This is a genomic window from Leclercia sp. S52, from assembly GCF_039727615.1.
Lineage (GTDB): Bacteria > Pseudomonadota > Gammaproteobacteria > Enterobacterales > Enterobacteriaceae > Enterobacter > Enterobacter adecarboxylatus_B.
On the sequence record NZ_CP152474.1, the window covers coordinates 1,684,537 to 1,701,897 of the forward strand.

15 protein-coding genes, 1 tRNA gene and 3 pseudogenes are annotated in these 17,361 nt (G+C 55.6%); 7 read left to right on the plus strand and 12 right to left on the minus strand.

What is annotated here, in order from left to right:
• Window positions 1-54: 54 nt before the first annotated feature.
• Complete coding sequence (mgsA, locus tag AAHB66_RS07910; RefSeq protein ID WP_337015702.1) at window positions 55-513, minus strand: methylglyoxal synthase; 459 nt, start codon at window positions 511-513, stop codon at window positions 55-57.
• A 79-nt stretch (window positions 514-592) separates the two neighbouring features.
• Window positions 593-1,255, minus strand: a complete 663-nt coding sequence (locus AAHB66_RS07915; protein ID WP_347115788.1) for a DUF2057 family protein — start codon at window positions 1,253-1,255, stop codon at window positions 593-595.
• A 171-nt stretch (window positions 1,256-1,426) separates the two neighbouring features.
• Between AAHB66_RS07915 and AAHB66_RS07920 the strand changes: the two genes are divergently transcribed.
• Window positions 1,427-1,840, plus strand: coding sequence for a CoA-binding protein (locus AAHB66_RS07920; protein WP_106992629.1), 414 nt, complete (start codon window positions 1,427-1,429; stop codon window positions 1,838-1,840).
• A gap of 39 nt (window positions 1,841-1,879) precedes the next feature.
• Here the strand turns inward: AAHB66_RS07920 and hspQ are convergent, their stop codons facing one another.
• Together hspQ and rlmI are read right to left on the minus strand one after the other, a co-directional pair.
• Window positions 1,880-2,197, minus strand: a complete 318-nt coding sequence (hspQ, locus tag AAHB66_RS07925; RefSeq protein ID WP_032617412.1) for a heat shock protein HspQ — start codon at window positions 2,195-2,197, stop codon at window positions 1,880-1,882.
• Window positions 2,198-2,257: 60 nt separating this feature from the next.
• Window positions 2,258-3,449: pseudogene (rlmI, locus tag AAHB66_RS07930) on the minus strand (23S rRNA (cytosine(1962)-C(5))-methyltransferase RlmI).
• 176 nt (window positions 3,450-3,625) lie between these two features.
• On the opposite strand from rlmI, the gene AAHB66_RS07935 reads away from it, so the two are divergent.
• From AAHB66_RS07935 to yccX, 3 genes are all read left to right on the plus strand, one after another.
• On the plus strand, window positions 3,626-4,183 hold the full coding sequence (locus AAHB66_RS07935; RefSeq protein WP_347115789.1) for a kinase inhibitor: 558 nt from the start codon (window positions 3,626-3,628) through the stop codon (window positions 4,181-4,183).
• A 10-nt stretch (window positions 4,184-4,193) separates the two neighbouring features.
• Window positions 4,194-4,982: a helix-turn-helix transcriptional regulator gene (locus AAHB66_RS07940; protein WP_347115790.1), complete on the plus strand. Its 789-nt coding sequence runs from the start codon at window positions 4,194-4,196 to the stop codon at window positions 4,980-4,982.
• Between the two features lie 62 nt (window positions 4,983-5,044).
• Window positions 5,045-5,326 (plus strand): acylphosphatase, encoded by a 282-nt coding sequence (yccX, locus tag AAHB66_RS07945; RefSeq protein WP_347115791.1) that lies wholly within the window; start codon window positions 5,045-5,047, stop codon window positions 5,324-5,326.
• Here yccX and tusE read toward each other — a convergent pair.
• The gene (gene tusE / locus AAHB66_RS07950; protein WP_032617485.1) at window positions 5,323-5,652 is read right to left on the minus strand and encodes a sulfurtransferase TusE; all 330 of its coding nucleotides are present in this window, start codon (window positions 5,650-5,652) and stop codon (window positions 5,323-5,325) included. The two genes, yccX and tusE, sit on opposite strands and share 4 nt — an antisense overlap.
• Window positions 5,653-5,739: 87 nt before the next feature.
• Window positions 5,740-6,399, minus strand: coding sequence for an FtsH protease modulator YccA (yccA, locus tag AAHB66_RS07955; protein WP_347115792.1), 660 nt, complete (start codon window positions 6,397-6,399; stop codon window positions 5,740-5,742).
• A gap of 267 nt (window positions 6,400-6,666) precedes the next feature.
• Here yccA and AAHB66_RS07960 point away from each other — a divergent pair, with 267 nt between their 5' ends.
• A complete protein-coding gene (locus tag AAHB66_RS07960) occupies window positions 6,667-8,295 on the plus strand; it encodes an ABC transporter substrate-binding protein (protein ID WP_347115793.1) in 1,629 nt (542 codons plus the stop codon).
• A 145-nt stretch (window positions 8,296-8,440) separates the two neighbouring features.
• Window positions 8,441-8,528, plus strand: a tRNA-Ser gene (locus AAHB66_RS07965).
• A 48-nt stretch (window positions 8,529-8,576) separates the two neighbouring features.
• On the opposite strand, the pseudogene AAHB66_RS07970 reads toward AAHB66_RS07965, so the two are convergent.
• Window positions 8,577-10,257, minus strand: a pseudogene (locus AAHB66_RS07970) (glycoside hydrolase family 43 protein).
• A 46-nt stretch (window positions 10,258-10,303) separates the two neighbouring features.
• A pseudogene (locus tag AAHB66_RS07975) lies at window positions 10,304-11,744 on the minus strand (MFS transporter).
• Between the two features lie 447 nt (window positions 11,745-12,191).
• On the opposite strand from AAHB66_RS07975, the gene AAHB66_RS07980 reads away from it, so the two are divergent.
• Window positions 12,192-13,571 (plus strand): carbohydrate porin, encoded by a 1,380-nt coding sequence (locus tag AAHB66_RS07980; RefSeq protein WP_347114806.1) that lies wholly within the window; start codon window positions 12,192-12,194, stop codon window positions 13,569-13,571.
• A 178-nt stretch (window positions 13,572-13,749) separates the two neighbouring features.
• On the opposite strand, the gene AAHB66_RS07985 is transcribed toward AAHB66_RS07980, so the two are convergent.
• Genes AAHB66_RS07985 through AAHB66_RS08000 form a run of 4 tightly spaced genes read right to left on the minus strand, consistent with a single transcriptional unit; the run spans window position 13,750 to window position 17,345 of the window.
• Window positions 13,750-14,784 carry a substrate-binding domain-containing protein gene (locus AAHB66_RS07985; RefSeq protein WP_347115794.1) on the minus strand — a complete coding sequence of 345 codons (1,035 nt, stop codon included), beginning with the start codon at window positions 14,782-14,784 and terminating at the stop codon, window positions 13,750-13,752.
• Window positions 14,774-16,201, minus strand: a complete 1,428-nt coding sequence (locus tag AAHB66_RS07990; protein ID WP_347115795.1) for an inositol monophosphatase family protein — start codon at window positions 16,199-16,201, stop codon at window positions 14,774-14,776. The genes AAHB66_RS07985 and AAHB66_RS07990 overlap by 11 nt, the downstream gene beginning before the upstream one ends.
• A 39-nt stretch (window positions 16,202-16,240) precedes the next feature.
• On the minus strand, window positions 16,241-17,005 hold the full coding sequence (locus AAHB66_RS07995; RefSeq protein ID WP_347115796.1) for a substrate-binding domain-containing protein: 765 nt from the start codon (window positions 17,003-17,005) through the stop codon (window positions 16,241-16,243).
• Complete coding sequence (locus tag AAHB66_RS08000; protein ID WP_347115797.1) at window positions 16,920-17,345, minus strand: hypothetical protein; 426 nt, start codon at window positions 17,343-17,345, stop codon at window positions 16,920-16,922. The genes AAHB66_RS07995 and AAHB66_RS08000 overlap by 86 nt, the downstream gene beginning before the upstream one ends.
• Between the last annotated feature and the right edge of the window lie 16 nt (window positions 17,346-17,361).

Below are 17,361 nucleotides of genomic sequence, written 5' to 3' on the forward strand. Positions count from 1 at the left end.
CGGTTTGTGGTTTTTGTAGGCCGGGTAAGGCGAAGCCGCCACCCGGCAGGGCCACTATTTCAGACGTTCAGCCAGATAGCGCTGATAATCCGGGATTAAAATCTCCACCTGGTCGTTGAACTGCGGAGAGGCAATGATAAAGTCCGCCGTCGACAGGTTGGTGGCGACCGGAATGTTCCAGACCGTCGCCAGACGCAGCAGCGCTTTAACATCCGGATCGTGCGGTACGGCATTCAGGGGATCCCAGAAGAAGATCAGCACATCAATCTTGCCTTCCGAAATCAGCGCGCCCACCTGCTGGTCGCCGCCCATCGGGCCGCTCAGCAACGCATTAACCTGAAGCCCGGTTTCGCGATGGATCAGATTACCGGTGGTCCCGGTGGCTGACAGCTGGTGTTTTTCCAGCAGGGATTTGTGACGCTGAACCCAGTTGAGCAGCATCTGTTTGCAGTGATCGTGCGCCACCAGCGCGATATGTTTGCGGTCCGGCAGTGTGCGGGTTGTGAGTTCCATAATCTCTATCCGTTAGTTAACTGGTTACAGATTACTGGAAGCACCTGACGCTGCAAGGGAAAGGGATAAAAAATGCGGCTCAGGACGAGGGTTGTTGCTTCGCCCACTGCAGAAAACGGCTGCGGGTTTCGGGATCGGCCTGGGCAAACCAGTATTTGAGCCGCTGCTCCGTCAGATTCTGGGACTGCGGCGGCGGCATATCCAGCTCCGACACGCCGGATAGCAGGGTACTGTCATCGGCCATGGTGGTGGAGAACTGCGGTATCGAGGCGCTCTGACCGGCTTTGTTATAACGCTCGGTATCGTACTCGTAGTTCACGCCGGTCGGCGTATCGGTGATCGCCAGAATATCCAGCTTCACCGGGATCGGGGTCGCATCGCCATCCAGCAGTTCAATATGCGGTGAACGATCAAAAAGTTGCGACTCTTTTTCTGTTTCCAGCCGGGGAAGGCTAAAATTAACCTGACTGATGCGCTGGGTGTTGAAGCTGGCGACCAGGGGAGGGGAGATATAGACCCGTTCTTCATGGTTGCCGATGCGAATGGTCTTCTCTACCCGAAACACAATCTGATGCGGGCCGTTATCCAGCTCAATGCTGTCCGCACCGCGCAGCAGGGAACTGGAGACTTTTTTTCCGTCCAGCACCAGCAGGTCGATGTCCGTAGAGAGCCGCAGCGTTGTGGCAAAAACGCAAACCGGCATGAGCAGCGCAAACAGACTCCAGGCAATGCCGGTTTTCATAAAAAGCCCTCTTAAAAGACGCGCATCGCGAAGAATGTATCAAATTTTTTCTTCAAACATATTTACTAACATATAGACATTATCTGGCCATTTGCCCTCATGCAGACGTATGGGATGGCCGGTTGCTCATACTGCCTTGATATTGATGTTGAACACGCCAGGAGGAAGTTCATGAAACAGAACGATATAGCTGAAATCCTTTCCACCACTCGAACGATTGCGCTGGTGGGAGCAAGCGACAAACCCGATCGCCCAAGTTACCGGGTAATGAAATATCTTCTCGATCAGGGCTATCACGTGATCCCGGTATCGCCAAAAGTGGCGGGCAAAACGCTGTTAGGCCAGCAGGGATACGGCACCCTGGCGGAGGTACCGGAAAAAATCGATATGGTGGACGTATTCCGTAATTCGGAAGCCGCCTGGGGAGTGGCTCAGGAAGCCATTGCGGTTGGGGCGAAAACCCTGTGGTTACAGCTTGGGGTGATTAACGAACAGGCCGCGGTGCTGGCACGTGACGCAGGGATGAACGTGGTGATGGACCGTTGCCCGGCAATCGAGATCCCACGCCTGGGCATGGCGAAGTAATAAAAAAACCCGGTCAGCCGAGGGCTACCGGGTTTCTCTTTAGTTGCGCAGGCGCGGGGCCTGTAACTGTCTGCGGATCGTTTGCGCCAGTTCATCCATGGAAGGCTGTTCAGGGTGTTCATCCTGCTGCTCGCCACTGAGCTGAGCTTCGGCAAGATAGGTATGCACGGCCTGGCCTTCGTCGTCTTCCATCACCACGTGGTACCAGGGGGCGGCGCGGAGTTCTGCGTTCACCGCCAGCTCATCCGCTGACGGTTCATCGAGGGAATATTCCGGGTCGATATCCACGACCACGCCCAGGTATCCTAACAGGGAGTGGCGGACCTGCTGGCCGATACCGAATTTGCTGGCAATCATAGTCACCTCCCGGGAAACGTTACTTACTCTATAGGTGAGGGCAACATTCCACTTTTCAAGTTACATGATGCGACAGGCAAATCCTTTCAGATACAGCCCTTCCGGATAGGTAGCGATCACCGGATGATCGGCCGCCTGACGGAACTGCTCTATAAATTGTACATCACGGCCAGCATCTACAGCGGCATCCGCGATAATTTTCTGGAACAATTCGGTGGTCATCAGGCCGGAACAGGAGAAGGTCAGCAGCACGCCGCCCGGGTTAAGCAGCTGGATCGCCAGCATGTTGATGTCTTTATAGCCGCGGCAGGCACCCATCAGCTGGTTTTTATTTTCGACGAACTTCGGCGGATCCATCACGATCACGTCAAACTTCTCGCCCTGGTCGCGGTATTTGCGCAGCAGCTTGAAGACATCATCGCGGACAAATTCGGCTTTGCTCAGATCCAGCTTGTTCAGCTCAACGTTCTGCTTTGCCACGTCCAGCGCTTCCTGCGACGTGTCGACGCTGACAACCTGGCGGCAGCCGCCCATCAGGGCTGAAACGGCAAAGCCACCGGTGTAGGAGAAGCAGTTCAGGACGCGTTTATCGGCAACGTACTGGCGGGTCGCCAGACGGCTGTCGCGCTGATCGAGGTAATAACCGGTCTTATGGCCCCCCCTGAATATCCACCAGCAGTTTCATACCGTGTTCTTCAATAGGCAGCAGGGCCGGCGGCAGTTCACCGGTGACCGGACCCTGGGTCAGCTCCATCCCCTCTTTTTTACGCACCGCAACGTCGCTGCGATCGTAAATGGCGCATTCAGGATACTGCGCCTGCAGGGCGCTGATTAACGCCGCACGCTGATATTCAGCCCCCGCGCTTAACAGCTGCAGCACCAGGAAGTTACCGAAACGGTCGATGGTCACGCCCGGAAGACCGTCGGATTCACCGGCGATCAGGCGATAGCTGTCCAGCCCGTCGCGTTTTGCCAGCCAGTCGCGCCACTGCTGCGCCTGCTGCAGACGACGCACGAAGAACGCGATATCGATGGTTTCGTCTTTATCGAAGGTCCAGACGCGGGCGCGGATCTGAGACGCCGGCGAGTATGCGCCGCGCGCTAGCCATTTCCCCTGATGATCAACGATATCGATGGTTTCACCGAGGTTGGCTTTGCCTTCCATACGCGCAACCGCGCCGGAGAAGACCCAGGGATGGCGGCGCAACAAGGATTTCTCGCGCCCTTTGGCTAACACTAAACGTACACTCATAATTTACTATTCTGTCGATTCCAGGGAAATGGCGCGTAGAGTAGCACAGATGGTCAGGGGCAATCATCTGCGGACACTATTGAGCGTTTCGGCACAAATTAAAATCGCTCTGGCACATTCCCCCCTTTGCTGCAGGATTTACATTGGTGTTTCCAGCTCAGCAAAAGGAAACTCTAATGAAAAAGCACATTGCAATCGCAGCAGCCACTCTGGCGGGGATGAGTTTTACGGTCTCAGCGGCATTACCTTTCAGCATCAGCAGTCGGGATATTTCCGGCGACCAGCGATTAACGCAGCATCAGGTCTTCGACGGGTTTGGCTGTCATGGCGGCAACCAATCGCCGCAGCTGACATGGAAAAATCAGCCACAGGGCACCAAAAGTTTTGCCATTACGGTGTATGACCCCGCGGCGCCTACCGGCAGCGGCTGGTGGCACTGGACCGTGGTGAACATACCTGTACAAACCCGGGATCTCCCTGCCGGTGCCGGCAACCAGAATAACGAGAAATTACCCGCCGGGGCGGTACAGGGGCGTAATGATTTCGGTTACTCTGGCTTTGGTGGCGCGTGCCCGCCAGAAGGGGACAAGCCTCACCCGTACCAGATCACCGTCTGGGCGCTGGATGTGGATGAGCTGCCCATCGATAAGAGCGCCAGCGGCGCACTGGTCGGCTTCATGCTCAACAGCCACGCGCTGGCGAAGGCGCAATTAACCGCAACATACGCAAGATAGGGAGGGACCGGTGCAGGATTTTCATTTTCAACATAAACATCTGACCACGGCTGAGATCAGTGCCAGCAAAATGCATCGCCTGCATCAGGTTAAGCTGTTTTATCCTGCCATCTGTCATATTACGCACGGCAGCAAGGTAATTATTCATGAGGATAGCCGTCTGGTCGCCACGCCCGATGAGTTAATCATCATCCCGGCGAATACGCCGATGGAGATCGTTAATCAGCCTGCACAGGGCATTTTTCATTCTGACTTGCTGCTGTTGTCACCGGAGATTATTGCGGAGTTTAAAACCCGCTACCTGCAGGACTGGCCACGGAGCAAAACAGACTCGCTCTGCGCGCCGCTCAGCGAAGGGCTGGCCTTTATGTGGGGCAATCTGCTGCACGCGGTGCGGCATGATTTTTCCGACGAGCTGCAAAAGCATCAGGCTTTCGGACTGCTGCTGGCGCTGCTGCATGACGGGATGGCGGGGCCGCTGCTTATCGAGCGCAACGTCAATCTCACGGAGCAGGTGCGGCAGTTCATCATGATGTCACCCGCCCGGGCATGGACCGCCCAGGATATCGCCAGTCGCCTGGCCGTCAGCGTGCCGACCCTACGCCGACGCTTACGCGAAGAGTCGCACAGCTTTCGCCAGATTGTGGAGGAGGTGCGCATGGCGGTTGCGCTGTCTCAATTGCAGTCGACCCGGCTGTCTGTCGGGGAGATCGCCATGCAGTGCGGATATCTTTCCAGCTCGCGTTTTACGGCCCGTTTCCGCCAGCATTATGGCTGCTTACCCAAAACGTTACGCTAATCGCCCGGCCATAATTTGCTATTCTTGTGGTTCAGGGCCAGGCACGGATAAGGGGAAATATCATGGCAAAAGTCTGCACCATCGCGTGGGTTCATGGCACGGTTCAGGGGGTTGGCTTTCGTTACAGTACACAGCGTGAAGCCACAGATCTGGGGTTGACCGGATACGCGCGCAATATGGATGACGGGAGCGTCGAGGTGGTGGCCTGCGGCGAGGCGGAGCAGGTCGACAAACTGCTTGCCTGGCTTAAGGCGGGCGGGCCGCGCATCGCCCGGGTTGAAAAGGTTCTGTCAGAACCGCATCAACCCGAGCGGGAATACGTTAATTTCGGCATTCGCCATTAAATACATTTCACAGGCTTAGGCAGGCCGGCGATCTTGGTCGCCTGTTTTGCCGGGCCTTTCGGGAACAGTCGATACAAATAGCGGCTGTTGCCTTTCTCCTCGCCATACTTATTGGCCATCGCTTTCACCAGCATGCGGATGGCGGGAGAAGTGTTAAATTCCAGATAGAAATCACGCACGAACCGCACCACTTCCCAGTGCTCCGGCGTCAGGGCGATAGACTCTTTTTCGGCAATAACGGCCGCCAGACCTTCGCTCCACTGGCTGGTCTCTTTCAGATAGCCTTCGCTATCGGTCTCAATCTCTTTACCTTCAAAGTTCAGCATAATCATCACAGGTTTATCAAAACCGCCGCAGTTTACCAAAAAAAGAAAGCCCCGCATAAGCGGGGCTTTTTTATACAGCACTGTCGGTTAATCGCGGCTGGCGAAGCCAAGGATGCTCAGCAGGCTGACAAAGATGTTGTACAGCGACACATACAGGCTCACGGTGGCGCGGATGTAGTTGGTCTCGCCGCCATGAATGATGTTGCTGGTTTCCATCAGGATCGCCCCGGAAGAGATCAGGATGAACACCGCGCTGATGGCCAGGTGCAGAGCCGGCAGCTGCAGGAAGATGTTTGCCACCATACCAACCAGCACGACCACGATGCCCGCCATCAGCATACCGCCGAGGAAAGACATGTCTTTGCGGGTGGTCAGCACGTAGGCGGAACAGCAGAAGAACACCAGCGCCGTACCGCCCAGCGCCATACCGATCAGATCGCCCATACCGGCAGACAGATAGGTGTTAAGCATTGGCCCCAGGATGTAGCCCAGGAAACCGGTGAAGGCGAACGCGGACAAAATACCGACCGGCTTGTCAGCGGTTTTGTAGGTCAGGAACATCAGACCGTACATGCCGACCAGAGTCAGGATCAGCCCCGGAGACGGCAGCATCAGCACGGTGCTGGCGGTTGCCGTCAGCGCGGAGAAGGCCAGCGTCAGGCTGAGCATAAAGTAAGTATTGCGCAGCACCTTGTGGGTGCTGAGTAGCGATGTGCGGTCGCGTGAAGAACTAATTATACGATCCATGAGTCACTCTCTTATGACAGATGTAATTAACGGCAAGAATAGGAAACGACGCGCCGGTTACAAAGTGGTTTTACCCATCTTTACTCAGCGTCTTAGGGGCAGAGCCAGCATGAAATGTTCCACAGCGCGCTATATACAGAACGAACCGCGGTTTGTCAGGATTAATCAGATCAAGCTCTTATAGGTCACTGAAATATATTGCCTTATTCCAGCCGCAACGCTAAGAGTTATTTTGCATTGTCAAAACTAAACTATAAGGCGAAGGACATGAAACCCTCATCACGCGCTACATTTACACTCTCTTTGCTGACGGCAGGTATCCTTTGCGCAAGCGCAACGGCCTTTGCCGCCAGCGTACCGGCAGGCACTGAGCTGGCAAAGAAGCAGGAACTGGTCAGGAATAATGGCAATGAACCGGCATCGCTCGATCCGCATAAAGTTGAAAGCGACGTCGAATTCAATATTATCAGCGATTTGTTCGACGGACTGGTCAGCGTCTCGCCGGACGGGGAGATCCAACCGCGGCTGGCCGAAAAATGGGAGAACAAGGACAACACCGTCTGGACGTTCCATCTCCGCCCGGGCATCACCTGGAGCGACGGCACCGCCATCACCGCTCAGGACGTGGTCTGGAGCTGGCAACGGCTGGTGGATGCGAAAACCGCCTCACCGTATGCCAGCTACCTCGGCAACATGCACCTGGTGAACGCCGCCGACATCGCCCAGGGTAAAAAAGCGCCTGACACCCTGGGGGTCAAAGCCCTGAACGACACCACCCTGGAAGTGACGCTGACTCAGCCAAACGCGGCATTTCTTGCCATGCTGGCGCACCCGTCGCTGGTGCCGGTCGATAAGGTGCTGATTGGCCGCTATGGTGATAAGTGGACCAAGCCGGAGCACTTTGTCAGCAGCGGGGCCTATACCCTCAGCCAGTGGGTAGTCAACGAGCGGATCGTTGCCGAGCGTAACCCGCGCTACTGGGATAACGCCCATACGGTGATCAACAAAGTGACGTACCTGCCCATCACCTCCGAAGCCGCCGAGGTGAACCGCTACAAGGCGGGCGAAATTGACATTGTCTACACCGTGCCGATCAACCAGTTTGCCCAGCTGCAAAAAACGATGGGCAGCGAGCTGGATGTCTCTCCGCAGCTGGCGACCTATTACTACGAATTCAACACCACCCGTCCGCCGTTTAACGACCCGCGCGTGCGTCAGGCCCTGAATATGGCGCTGGATAAAGACGTCATTGCCGGGAAAGTGTTAGGGCAGGGACAGCGTCCGGCGTGGGTTATCAGCCAGCCGGATATCGGCGGGGTCAAACTGCACAATCCGGACTACGCCAGCTGGCCGCTGGAGAAACGCATTGCCGAAGCGAAGAAGCTGCTGAACGAGGCGGGCTATAACGACAGCCATCCGCTGAGCTTTAAGCTGCTGTATAACACCTCGGAGTCGCACCAGCGGATTGCCATCGCCGCCAGCTCGATGTGGAAGAAAAACCTCGGCGTGGAGGCGAAGCTGCAAAACCAGGAGTGGAAAACGATGCTGGACACCATGCACACCCACAACTTTGATGCGGTGCGCTACGCCTGGATCGCCGATTACGACGATGCGGCCACCTTCCTGAATAACTTCCGTACCGGCGACAGCGAGAACACCAGCCAGTACAGCAACCCGGCTTATGACGAAGCGCTGGTTAATGCGGCAAAAGCGAAGACCACCGCCGAGCGCGGCACTTTCTACCAGCAGGCCGAGGATTTGCTGGCGCGGGACGTACCGGCGATCCCGGTCTATCACTACGTGCGCACCCACCTGGTGAAGCCGTGGGTTGGGGGCTTTACGCCGGATAAGTTGGGGTACTATTTCACCAAAGATATGTACATCAAAAAGCACTAAGGGCCGGCGGTAAGATGTTGTGCTGATAAAATGGTCAGAGTGTCGTCTATTCAACCGATTAAACGCATTTTGACTATTTTTCAGGCGAACGATTGTGCTCATACTTTACAGCGCATACGGAGGTGTTTATAGTTCGCCTCACTTAGGAAGCGTGGCCGAGCGGTTGAAGGCACCGGTCTTGAAAACCGGCGACCCGAAAGGGTTCTAGAGTTCGAATCTCTACGCTTCCGCCAAATTTGGAAAACCCTGCGATAGCAATATCGCAGGGTTTTTTCTTTTGCTTAACTAAACCGTGATTCGCTGGCGTCCCAGCTAAAGGCGCCATCTGCCGTTAACCTATCGCCAAGCTCCTGATAAACGAAGTCATAAAAATCGGCGCTAGTATCGTAACCCGAGTAATCGACGACCGCGAGGCCCACGAATGCGCCGGTAAAGAACCCGCCATAGCTTTGCAGGACATAATCATCGGAAAGAACAGCAGCATCTAATTTGACCGGGATCTCAGTGAAACTGACGCCGTCAAAGCTGTATTCATAGGTATAACTTTGCTTACGAACTTTCGTGCGGAACCAGACGTATTCTGTCCCCTCGGGGATCTTGATGGCGTTATCTTTCAAATAAGACGTATATTTTCCACGGTTATTTTCACCGATTTCGATCACCGAGCCATTCATTTCATTCCAGGTGATGAACACAAAACTCCAGTGACGGTCATTATAATAATTTGTCAGGCCAGCCATTTGCTGATAACTAAATGGATTAAATTTGACTTTCACCTGAGCATCAAAATAAAAGGCCTGCCAGCGTCGGGCAATCAGCGAAAGGTCATGGGTATTCGCTAAAGAACCTTGTCCAGTTAACGTCAGCTTTCCATCGCCCGTGGTCCCCATTTTTTCTGTGAACGGGACGCGAAGCGTATTCCAGTTAATATCCAGTGTCGCGGTGGTGAAATTATCGTGCTGGCTATGATCTTTTGCGCTTTCGGTAAAAATGGCATCGGCTGGCCCTTCGACAAAGGTCTTTCCACCATGGCCTCCTGCAATACGTGGCCAGCCATCTTCATCCCAATACACTTTCTGGATGGACGTTTCACGGCCAAGGGTTGACCAGCCACGCGGATCGTAGGCTGATTCACCCGGGCGATTCCACGGACGCGCGCAAAGCGAGGCATAATACCATTCACCGCCGGGGGTCGAAACCAACGCACCATGACCCTGCTTCTGGATATAGCTGTCTGGCGTATCGACGTTCGTTAAGAATACCTCTCCCGGTTGTGTTTCAAAGCTGTTGGCCTCTAAGGTTCTGGATCGCGCAACCACCTCCTGGTGGGTAAATACAGTCCCGCCCTGAGCGGCGAAAAGATAGTAATAGCCGTTCAGTTTATAGAGATGTGGCCCCTCAACCAGTGCAACGGCAGTGCCGCGATAAATAGTCCGCGCGGTCTCCGGTTTTAATTTTAAGGTCCGGGTATCCAGCTCCGTTAAGGTGATGCCATCAAAAGGATGATGGTATTCGCGATGGTCCCAGGTTTGCTGAACGATATATTTACGCCCATCGTCGTCATGGAAGAGTGACGCATCAAAACCGACGCCGTTAAGTTTGACAGGATCTGTCCAGGGACCACGAATATCGGTGGCGGTGGTCAGATAATTGATCATGTCCTTAAACGCACCTTCTGTGATTTTCACGTCCGTATAAACCAACCAGAATTTGCCGTCGGCGTAAGAGAGTGCCGGAGCCCAAATCCCCCCCTGACGAAGGATTGCCTCGCATATCTAACAGCGCTGTGGTTGATAATGGGCTGGGCAGCAGATTCCAGTTTTGCAGGTCTTTGGATTCATGTAAACGAACGCCGGGAAACCACTCAAAGGTTGAGTTTGCAATATAGTAGGTGTCTTCTACACGGATAATGCTTGGGTCTGGGTTAAAACCAGGGAGTACAGGGTTCTGAATAAGCGACATATCATTCTACCTTTTTAATGTTTTTCTGACTGATATTCTTCTGAGACTAAACGCGGATCTCATCAAGCTGACGATTAATGTCTGTGACGTGTTTATCTGAGATAGGATAAATGTGAATAACGATCATCGAGATAAAGGCTAAAACAATGGGGATCCAGACCGCGGTGACAATTATTCCGTCGATAGCGTTCGCGCTTTGCTGCGCGCCTGTTTCGCTAAAGCCATAGGCTGCCAGTAACCAGAGTGGAATCGCTCCGCCGATAGTAAAACCAATCTTGAAAAAGAGCCCCATAATGGCATTGATGATGGCAGCATTTCGCTTGCCTGATTTTAATTCACCATAAGCAATGACTTCAGGGACAAGCGCCCACATGAACCCGGTCGCCGAGGTTAAACCCCACTGTTTAATGAAGGTGGCGATATAAGCCAGCCAGAGTGCATCATGCATACCCTCGCGAGACCAAACGTAAGTCAGCAATTCACCGACAATAAACATGCCCAGGAAGATATGGAAGAAACCTTTTTTACCAAAGATTTTTTTCAGTTTTGGCCAAAAAATAGGGAACAGGATACCCGGAATGGACGCGACAAGGCCAACGGCACCCATCCATTCAGAATGGCCGACAACAAACTGATTGAAAAAGCCATTCACCGTGTTCATGAAGAACATGAACGTAAAGGCCAGCATGAAAAATAATCCCAGAATAACCAGAGGGCGATTATTTTTGAGTTCAAGGAATAAATCTGTCGTTTTAACGTTAGCCGTTTGCTCGGCAGAGGCAACCACGCGCTCTTTTGTGAACTTGTAGCAGATGAAAAGTGCAACGGCGCCGATGACCATATAGATCGCGTAAACGCCAAACCAGGCGTAGTTCGCTGAGGGATCGGTATAATTCCCCATATTGAGTTCAAGCCCAAAGAAGCCCGTATCCTTGAGGCTGCGATCCTTTGGCGAGGCCATCTGGACAAACATGGGAAAGAGGGTATAGACCAGAAGATTAGCACTATTGGCCAGCATCATGCGCGTGCTGGTTAGTTTATCAATGGATTCAGGATCTCGCGTCAATGACGCATTCAGTGAACCGTAAGGAATGTTCACCACGGAATAGACGAGATCCAGGGCCAGATAAACCATAAAGGCAAAGGGAACGGAACCTTTAACGCCAGGAATGGGCGCAAACAGTAAAGCGGAAAGAATAACGAGCGGAACGCCCGCCCTTAAAATCCAGGGGCGATACTTCCCGGCCGTTGAACTTCTTTTTGTCGACATAGGTGCCGACCATCGGATCCCAAAAAACATTGATGATGCGGACGAAAAGAAATATGAATCCTGCCGTGGCGGTACCGATGGTATTTACCGTCAACATGTGAAGTGCCAGAAAACCACCAATAGTGCCAAACACCAGGTTTTGCGCAAAGTCCCCCATCCCGTAGCCAATGCGCTCCCCACGAGATAATTTATGATATTCATCATGCCGGCTTTGCATTATCTTTTTACTCATTCTAATCCGATCTCCGATTTGTTTTATGAATGTGAGGCTCTTTCTGACACAGGTGGCCTGGGAGAATCCATTACGTTTTTAAATTAAGTAATTATGTTTTTTTATTTCTGTGATCGTCGAAACATAAGGGTATTTTTGCGACGAGGTTCACGTTTGAGCATTATCTTACTCTGATAGTGAAATAACGTAATTGAGCAAGCGGCCAGGAAAATAGAGGGTATGTCCCAGTCGATTATTTGCCGCATTCCGCGTTTGGCAAAAGAGCGTTTTGAATAATAAATCTGAGTGAAGGAGATAGCCTTACGATAATAGTGTGAAACCTCTGGACCCTAAAAAAATAAAATCAACCTGTTCTGATGATAGCGACATATTCTGTCCATCCGGAACGGGATGGTTATTGTCTGAATAAAATTTAAATATATTGAGATAACCATGAATATGATTAAAAAACTTCCATTAACAATGGCGGTTATCGCCGCGCTTTGCCCGATTTCTGTCCTCGCCCAGGAGTTTACGCAGGAGCAAATCGACGCCATTGTGGCCAAAGCGGTGGATAAAGCTCTGGCGGATCGCCAGGCGAAAATGGATGCCGCGGTGGCGAAAAAAGCCGACGTGGTGACCGAGCCCCAAAGCGCCGCCCAGTCCCCGGATATGGCGATCCCGTTCGGGATTAAATTTACCGGCTATGCCCGCTACGGGGCGCACTTCCAGGCCGCCGACCAGAAATACGTCGCCGTGGACGGCTCCTACAACGGGGCGTCAGCGATTGGCCGACTGGGTAACGAAGGCAACGGCGGCGAGTTCCAGCTCTCCAAAGCCTTTAAGGGCGAAAACGGCGCCATCTGGGACGTCAATGTGATGATCGACCACTGGGGCGACGAGGTTAACCTGAAAAAGGCCTACGCCGGGGTGACCAACATTCTGGAATCCAACCCGAACGCCTACATCTGGGCCGGGCGTGACTTCCACCAGCGTCCGCAGCAGGGCATCAACGACTACTTCTGGATGAACCACGACGGCCAGGGTGCCGGGGTGAAGAACTTCGACATCGGCGGCGTGCAGTTTGACGTGGCGACCGTCGCAGCGGTGGAATCCTGCAGCCCGCAGGTGATGAATGACGAGGCCAACCCTTCGCGCATCACCTGTACCGGCGGCTCCGGCACCGGCGACAAAGGCAACTATGCCGCCACCTCCAAAATTCACGGCATGAAGCTCGGCCCGATCGACCTGGAGCTGTACGCCAACTACGGCTTTGACTCGAAAGCCATCGACACCGAAGAGCGTACCAACGCCTGGCAGGGTGGCGTGGTCCTGAGCCACACCAACGACAGCGGCGTGAACAAGGTGATCGCCCGCTACTCCGATAACTCGGACAACAGCGTGTTCAACAAAACCGAGGACCTGACCACGGTGTACGCCAGCTTCGAAGGGCTGCACAGGTTCACCCAGGCGACCCAGGTGGAGTACATCCTGGCCTTCCACGACTACGACAACAGCCGGGACAGCACCGACAACCGCAAGAACTACAACGCCATCGTGCGTCCGATGCACTGGTGGAACGACGTGCACTCCACCTGGCTGGAAGCGGGCTGGCAGCATGTTGATTACGACAACGGCGGGGATAACAAGGGCTGGAAGCTGACCCTGTCGCAGAACATGTCCATCGCCATGGGCCCGGAGTTCCGTCCGATGCTGCGCTTCTACGTCACCGGCGGCAAGGTGGATAACGAACGCACCGCCCGCGTGAACAACACCCAGGACGAAACGCTCGACGACTTCAACGTCGGCGCGATGTGGGAGGCGTGGTTCTAGGTAAAAGCAAAACGGCAACGCAACGTTGCCGTTTTTGGTGTTTGCGCCCTCTCCCCGTGGGAGAGGGTCGGGGTGAGGGCATCAGGCCGCACCGGCCCTTGCTCTGCCGGGTGGCGCTGCGCTTACCCGGCCTACGATTTTCTCCCTCTCCCCGTGGGAGAGGGCTGAGGTGAGGGCATCAGGCCGCACCGCAGCCAGCAGGACCCGTGGTCCTCCGTTCCACCAGCCGCGCCGTAAATACCCGGCTGGCTGGTTTTGCCGCATCGGCGGCGAGCAGCATCTCGCAGGCCGCCTCCGCCATCTCTGCCAGCGGCTGGGCGAAGGTTGTCAGCTGATACCCCAGCCAGCTGGCCTGTTCGATATCATCAAAACCCATCACGCTGATGTCTTCAGGAACCCGCAGGCCAAACTCGTGGCGCGCGGCATCGATAAAGCCGCAGGCGATTAAGTCGGTGACGCAGAAGACGCCGTCCGGCGGTGAGGCCTGGCTGAGCAACTCCCGGGCGGCGAGGACGCCGGTCTGGTAACTGGCGCTGCCGGGGCGGATAAGCGTGACCTCGGTGTTCGTTTCGGCGGCGGCCTCCAGAAAGCGGGTTTCACGGGTAATCATGCTCGGGGAGCGGGCAGAGGAGGAGACCACAGCCAGACGACGGCAATGCGCAGCCAACAGGTGGTCAAAAGCCTCCTTCATCGTCGAGCTGTAGTCGATATCAATATTGTCCGCGCTGGGGAACTGCCCCATGCGGTTGATGGCAATCACCTGCTGCCCGCTCTGCAGGCAGAGTTCAATCAGCGACGCGGGCGGTTTGCCCGACAGCACGATGGTGGCGGTTGAGCGATAGTTCAGGGTTTGCTGCAGTGCCTCCCGGGCACTGGCTTCGTCGTCATCGGTGTTGATCACCATCACCGCGCGTCCGGCCTGGTGCAGGCGGCGGGTCAGATGGTCAAGCAGGCTGGACTGCCAGGGGAACGACAGATTGCCGCCAAGAATGCAGACCGGGCGGCTCTCCTCCCGGGAGAGCCCCCGCGCCAGATGGTTGACGTGATAATTCAGCGCTTCGGCGGCGGCCAGCACCTTACGCCGGGTATCCTCAGACACGCAGCGGCCCGGCGTAAAGGTCCGCGACACCGCAGAACGAGAAACCCCCGCCAGGCGCGCCACCTCGGTGGCGCTGGCGAAGCCGGGGTTTTTCCTCAGGCTGTTATTGCTCATGACGCTGTTCCACTCCGGCGAGGGCCCGTTCGCGGATAATGGCATGTTCTGCCAGGCGGATCAGCGACGGCTTCGGCGTTTCATACCACTCGTCCGGATGGAGCTGGCGTCGGTCGCGAATAAGATCGATAGCCGCATCGAGCGTCGGGAAGCGTTCCGGGCACTCCAGATGCATAAACAGCGCCACCAGGGCGACAGAGCGACTACGCCCGCCGCGACAGTTGACGAGGATATTGCCGCGTTTACGGTTTCGATAAGAGGCTTTATCCGGGATCTGCTGTAGCAGGGCGGAACGCATCAGCTGATAGCCGGCGTGCAGCATCTCAGGGACGTTGCCTTCGCCGTCGACCAGCCCCAGCTTGTAATAGCGGACCGGGCCTGCACCATGGGCAAGCAGCTGTACAGGCGCGCTGGCTTCCGGGTGCGTCACCCAGTCGATATCGAGGTTCACCGCGCAGTTAATCACGATCCCAATATCATGTTCGGCCAGCAGGGCCGCATCGCTTACCCCGCTGGATCCGCCGATGTAAATATTCACGTCCCAGCCGGGAAAATCCTCGGCGATCAGGCTGATGGGCGGGCGAGGGAAGTGGCCTGCCGCGGGCTTCGCCTCTGTTTCGATGGTCAGGGGAATACCCGCCGCAGCCGAAAGTTCCGCCGCAATACCCGGCGCGGCGGCCAGCACCGGCAGGCCGTTGAAAATACCCTCGGCACTTTCAGGAACCACCCCCGTCAGGCCGCCCGCTTCACGCACCAGCAGCAGCCCCGCAAGGCAATCCCAGGCGTTCATATGGATTTCGAGATACCCGTCGGTACGACCTTCCGCCACCCAGGCCAGCGCCAGCGCCCCGGAGCCGCCCCGGCGCACGCTGGTTCCCAGAATCAGCAGCGCTTTCATGACATTCAGATAGTGATTCTGGCTGTGACGGGAAGACCAGCCCAGCTCAACGGCGGCCCGCTGCGGGTCGGTAATGGCGGTGCAGCGCAGCGGCTGACCGTTTTTCAGGGCGTAATGGCCGCGACGGGCCAGATACAGCTCCTGGCTGACCGGGTTATAAATCGCCCCCAGCTCGGTCACGCCCTGGCGAGCCCACGCCATACAGACGCAAAAATGGGGGATGCCGCGGGCGAAGTTGGCGGTGCCATCAATGGGATCCACCACCCACAGGCTCTCCGCGCTGGCAGGCTGGCTGGCGGACTCTTCGCCGAGGATCAGATCGTCCGGGAACGCCCCGGCAAGGGCTTCCAGAACCTGCTTCTCAACGAAAGTATCGGCCTCGGTCAGGATATCCTGATGGCCCTTCAGCTCATACTCGCCGGCTTTGCGCGACTGGAAGAAGCGCAGGGCGGTATCTCCGGCGTCAACGATAATGCGCTTCAGCGCGGCTTCCCGCTGTTCAATATCATGAGTTGTCAAAGTGTGCTGCCTGTTCAGAATGAAAATGTTCGCTAAAAACTACTTCTTGTAGTTCAGGCTCCAGATGTCCTGCCAGTCCTGGCGGCTTTCCCAGTCGCCCTGGGCGGTGGCGGTCAGGTATTCCATCAGCTCGCCGCGATGCTTCTCAATACCGGAGGCTTCATCGGCGGGGAGGTTCACCTTCTGGTTGGTGGACATTTTGCCGTCCACCCCCTGAGGCGCAATGCCTTCGGCGGTCAGCAGATAGTGGGCAAAGAGCTTCGCGGTGTTCGGGCTTTTGCTGCCGGTGGCTACCACGCCGAGGCTTGGGTAATTCCAGCCGATAAACGGCTTCAGGCCGCTGCACAGCCCCAGCTTCATTCCCTGCTTGTTGTCCCGAAACTTGGCGGTCGACACCAGGCCGACAAAGTCGGTTTTGCTGTCCGGCGCGCCGATGGCAGAGGCCGCATCGTTATCAGAATGGGTAAGCAGCACGCCGTTGCCCGCCAGCGCCTTCACAAAGGCCGCGGTGGCAGATTTCTCGTCGGTGTGCAGCGGCTTGCCAAATTCCTGCTGATAAGCATCGCGAACCTGCTGGTCGTAGTGGGTTTCCATCTGGCTGAACCAGTCGGTATAGGCCGGTTTGCTGGTGGGATCCTGCATCGCGACGCGGCCCCGCCATTTCGGCTCGGTCAGCTGCCAGAGATTGGCCACCGGGCAGGTGGCGTGATGATCGGTATTATAGGCAAACACATTCGGGGCCAGCACGACGGTCAGGGGGTCCTGATAGCGGGCGGCAATGTCGCCTTTCAGATCGTCCGGCACCCAGCTCTGAACATAGCCTTTTTTTGAGTAACTGCGTCATCCCGGCAGGGGCGTCTTCCACGATGGCAACATCGGCGCGGACGTTTTTGGCCTGCGCTTCCCGGCTCATGATCTCAATGATCTGCGGCGCATCGGCTTTGACCCCCACGGCCTGCAATCCGTACTGCTCGCTAAAGGCTTTGGCCTGCTGCACGATTTTACCGGTCGAGGCATAAACGGTAATCGGCTGCTCCTGTTTTGCGGCGGCGATCAGCTTTTGCAGATCGAAGGTTTCAGCCTGAGCAAGCGTGCTGCTCAGCAGGGCAGTGGCGATAAGGACGGCGGACAACTTGCGCTTCATGTGTGTTCCTTAAGAG

Coding starts and splice junctions, on each gene's coding strand:
- AAHB66_RS07960 (WP_347115793.1), top strand. CDS start 6,667: ATGAAACCCTCATCACGCGCTACATTTACACTCTCTTTGCTGACGGCA.
- yccX (WP_347115791.1), top strand. CDS start 5,045: ATGGCAAAAGTCTGCACCATCGCGTGGGTTCATGGCACGGTTCAGGGG.
- AAHB66_RS07915 (WP_347115788.1), bottom strand. CDS start 1,255: ATGAAAACCGGCATTGCCTGGAGTCTGTTTGCGCTGCTCATGCCGGTT.
- hspQ (WP_032617412.1), bottom strand. CDS start 2,197: ATGATTGCCAGCAAATTCGGTATCGGCCAGCAGGTCCGCCACTCCCTG.
- mgsA (WP_337015702.1), bottom strand. CDS start 513: ATGGAACTCACAACCCGCACACTGCCGGACCGCAAACATATCGCGCTG.
- yccA (WP_347115792.1), bottom strand. CDS start 6,399: ATGGATCGTATAATTAGTTCTTCACGCGACCGCACATCGCTACTCAGC.
- tusE (WP_032617485.1), bottom strand. CDS start 5,652: ATGCTGAACTTTGAAGGTAAAGAGATTGAGACCGATAGCGAAGGCTAT.
- AAHB66_RS07980 (WP_347114806.1), top strand. CDS start 12,192: ATGAATATGATTAAAAAACTTCCATTAACAATGGCGGTTATCGCCGCG.
- AAHB66_RS08000 (WP_347115797.1), bottom strand. CDS start 17,345: ATGAAGCGCAAGTTGTCCGCCGTCCTTATCGCCACTGCCCTGCTGAGC.
- AAHB66_RS07920 (WP_106992629.1), top strand. CDS start 1,427: ATGAAACAGAACGATATAGCTGAAATCCTTTCCACCACTCGAACGATT.
- AAHB66_RS07935 (WP_347115789.1), top strand. CDS start 3,626: ATGAAAAAGCACATTGCAATCGCAGCAGCCACTCTGGCGGGGATGAGT.
- AAHB66_RS07985 (WP_347115794.1), bottom strand. CDS start 14,784: ATGAGCAATAACAGCCTGAGGAAAAACCCCGGCTTCGCCAGCGCCACC.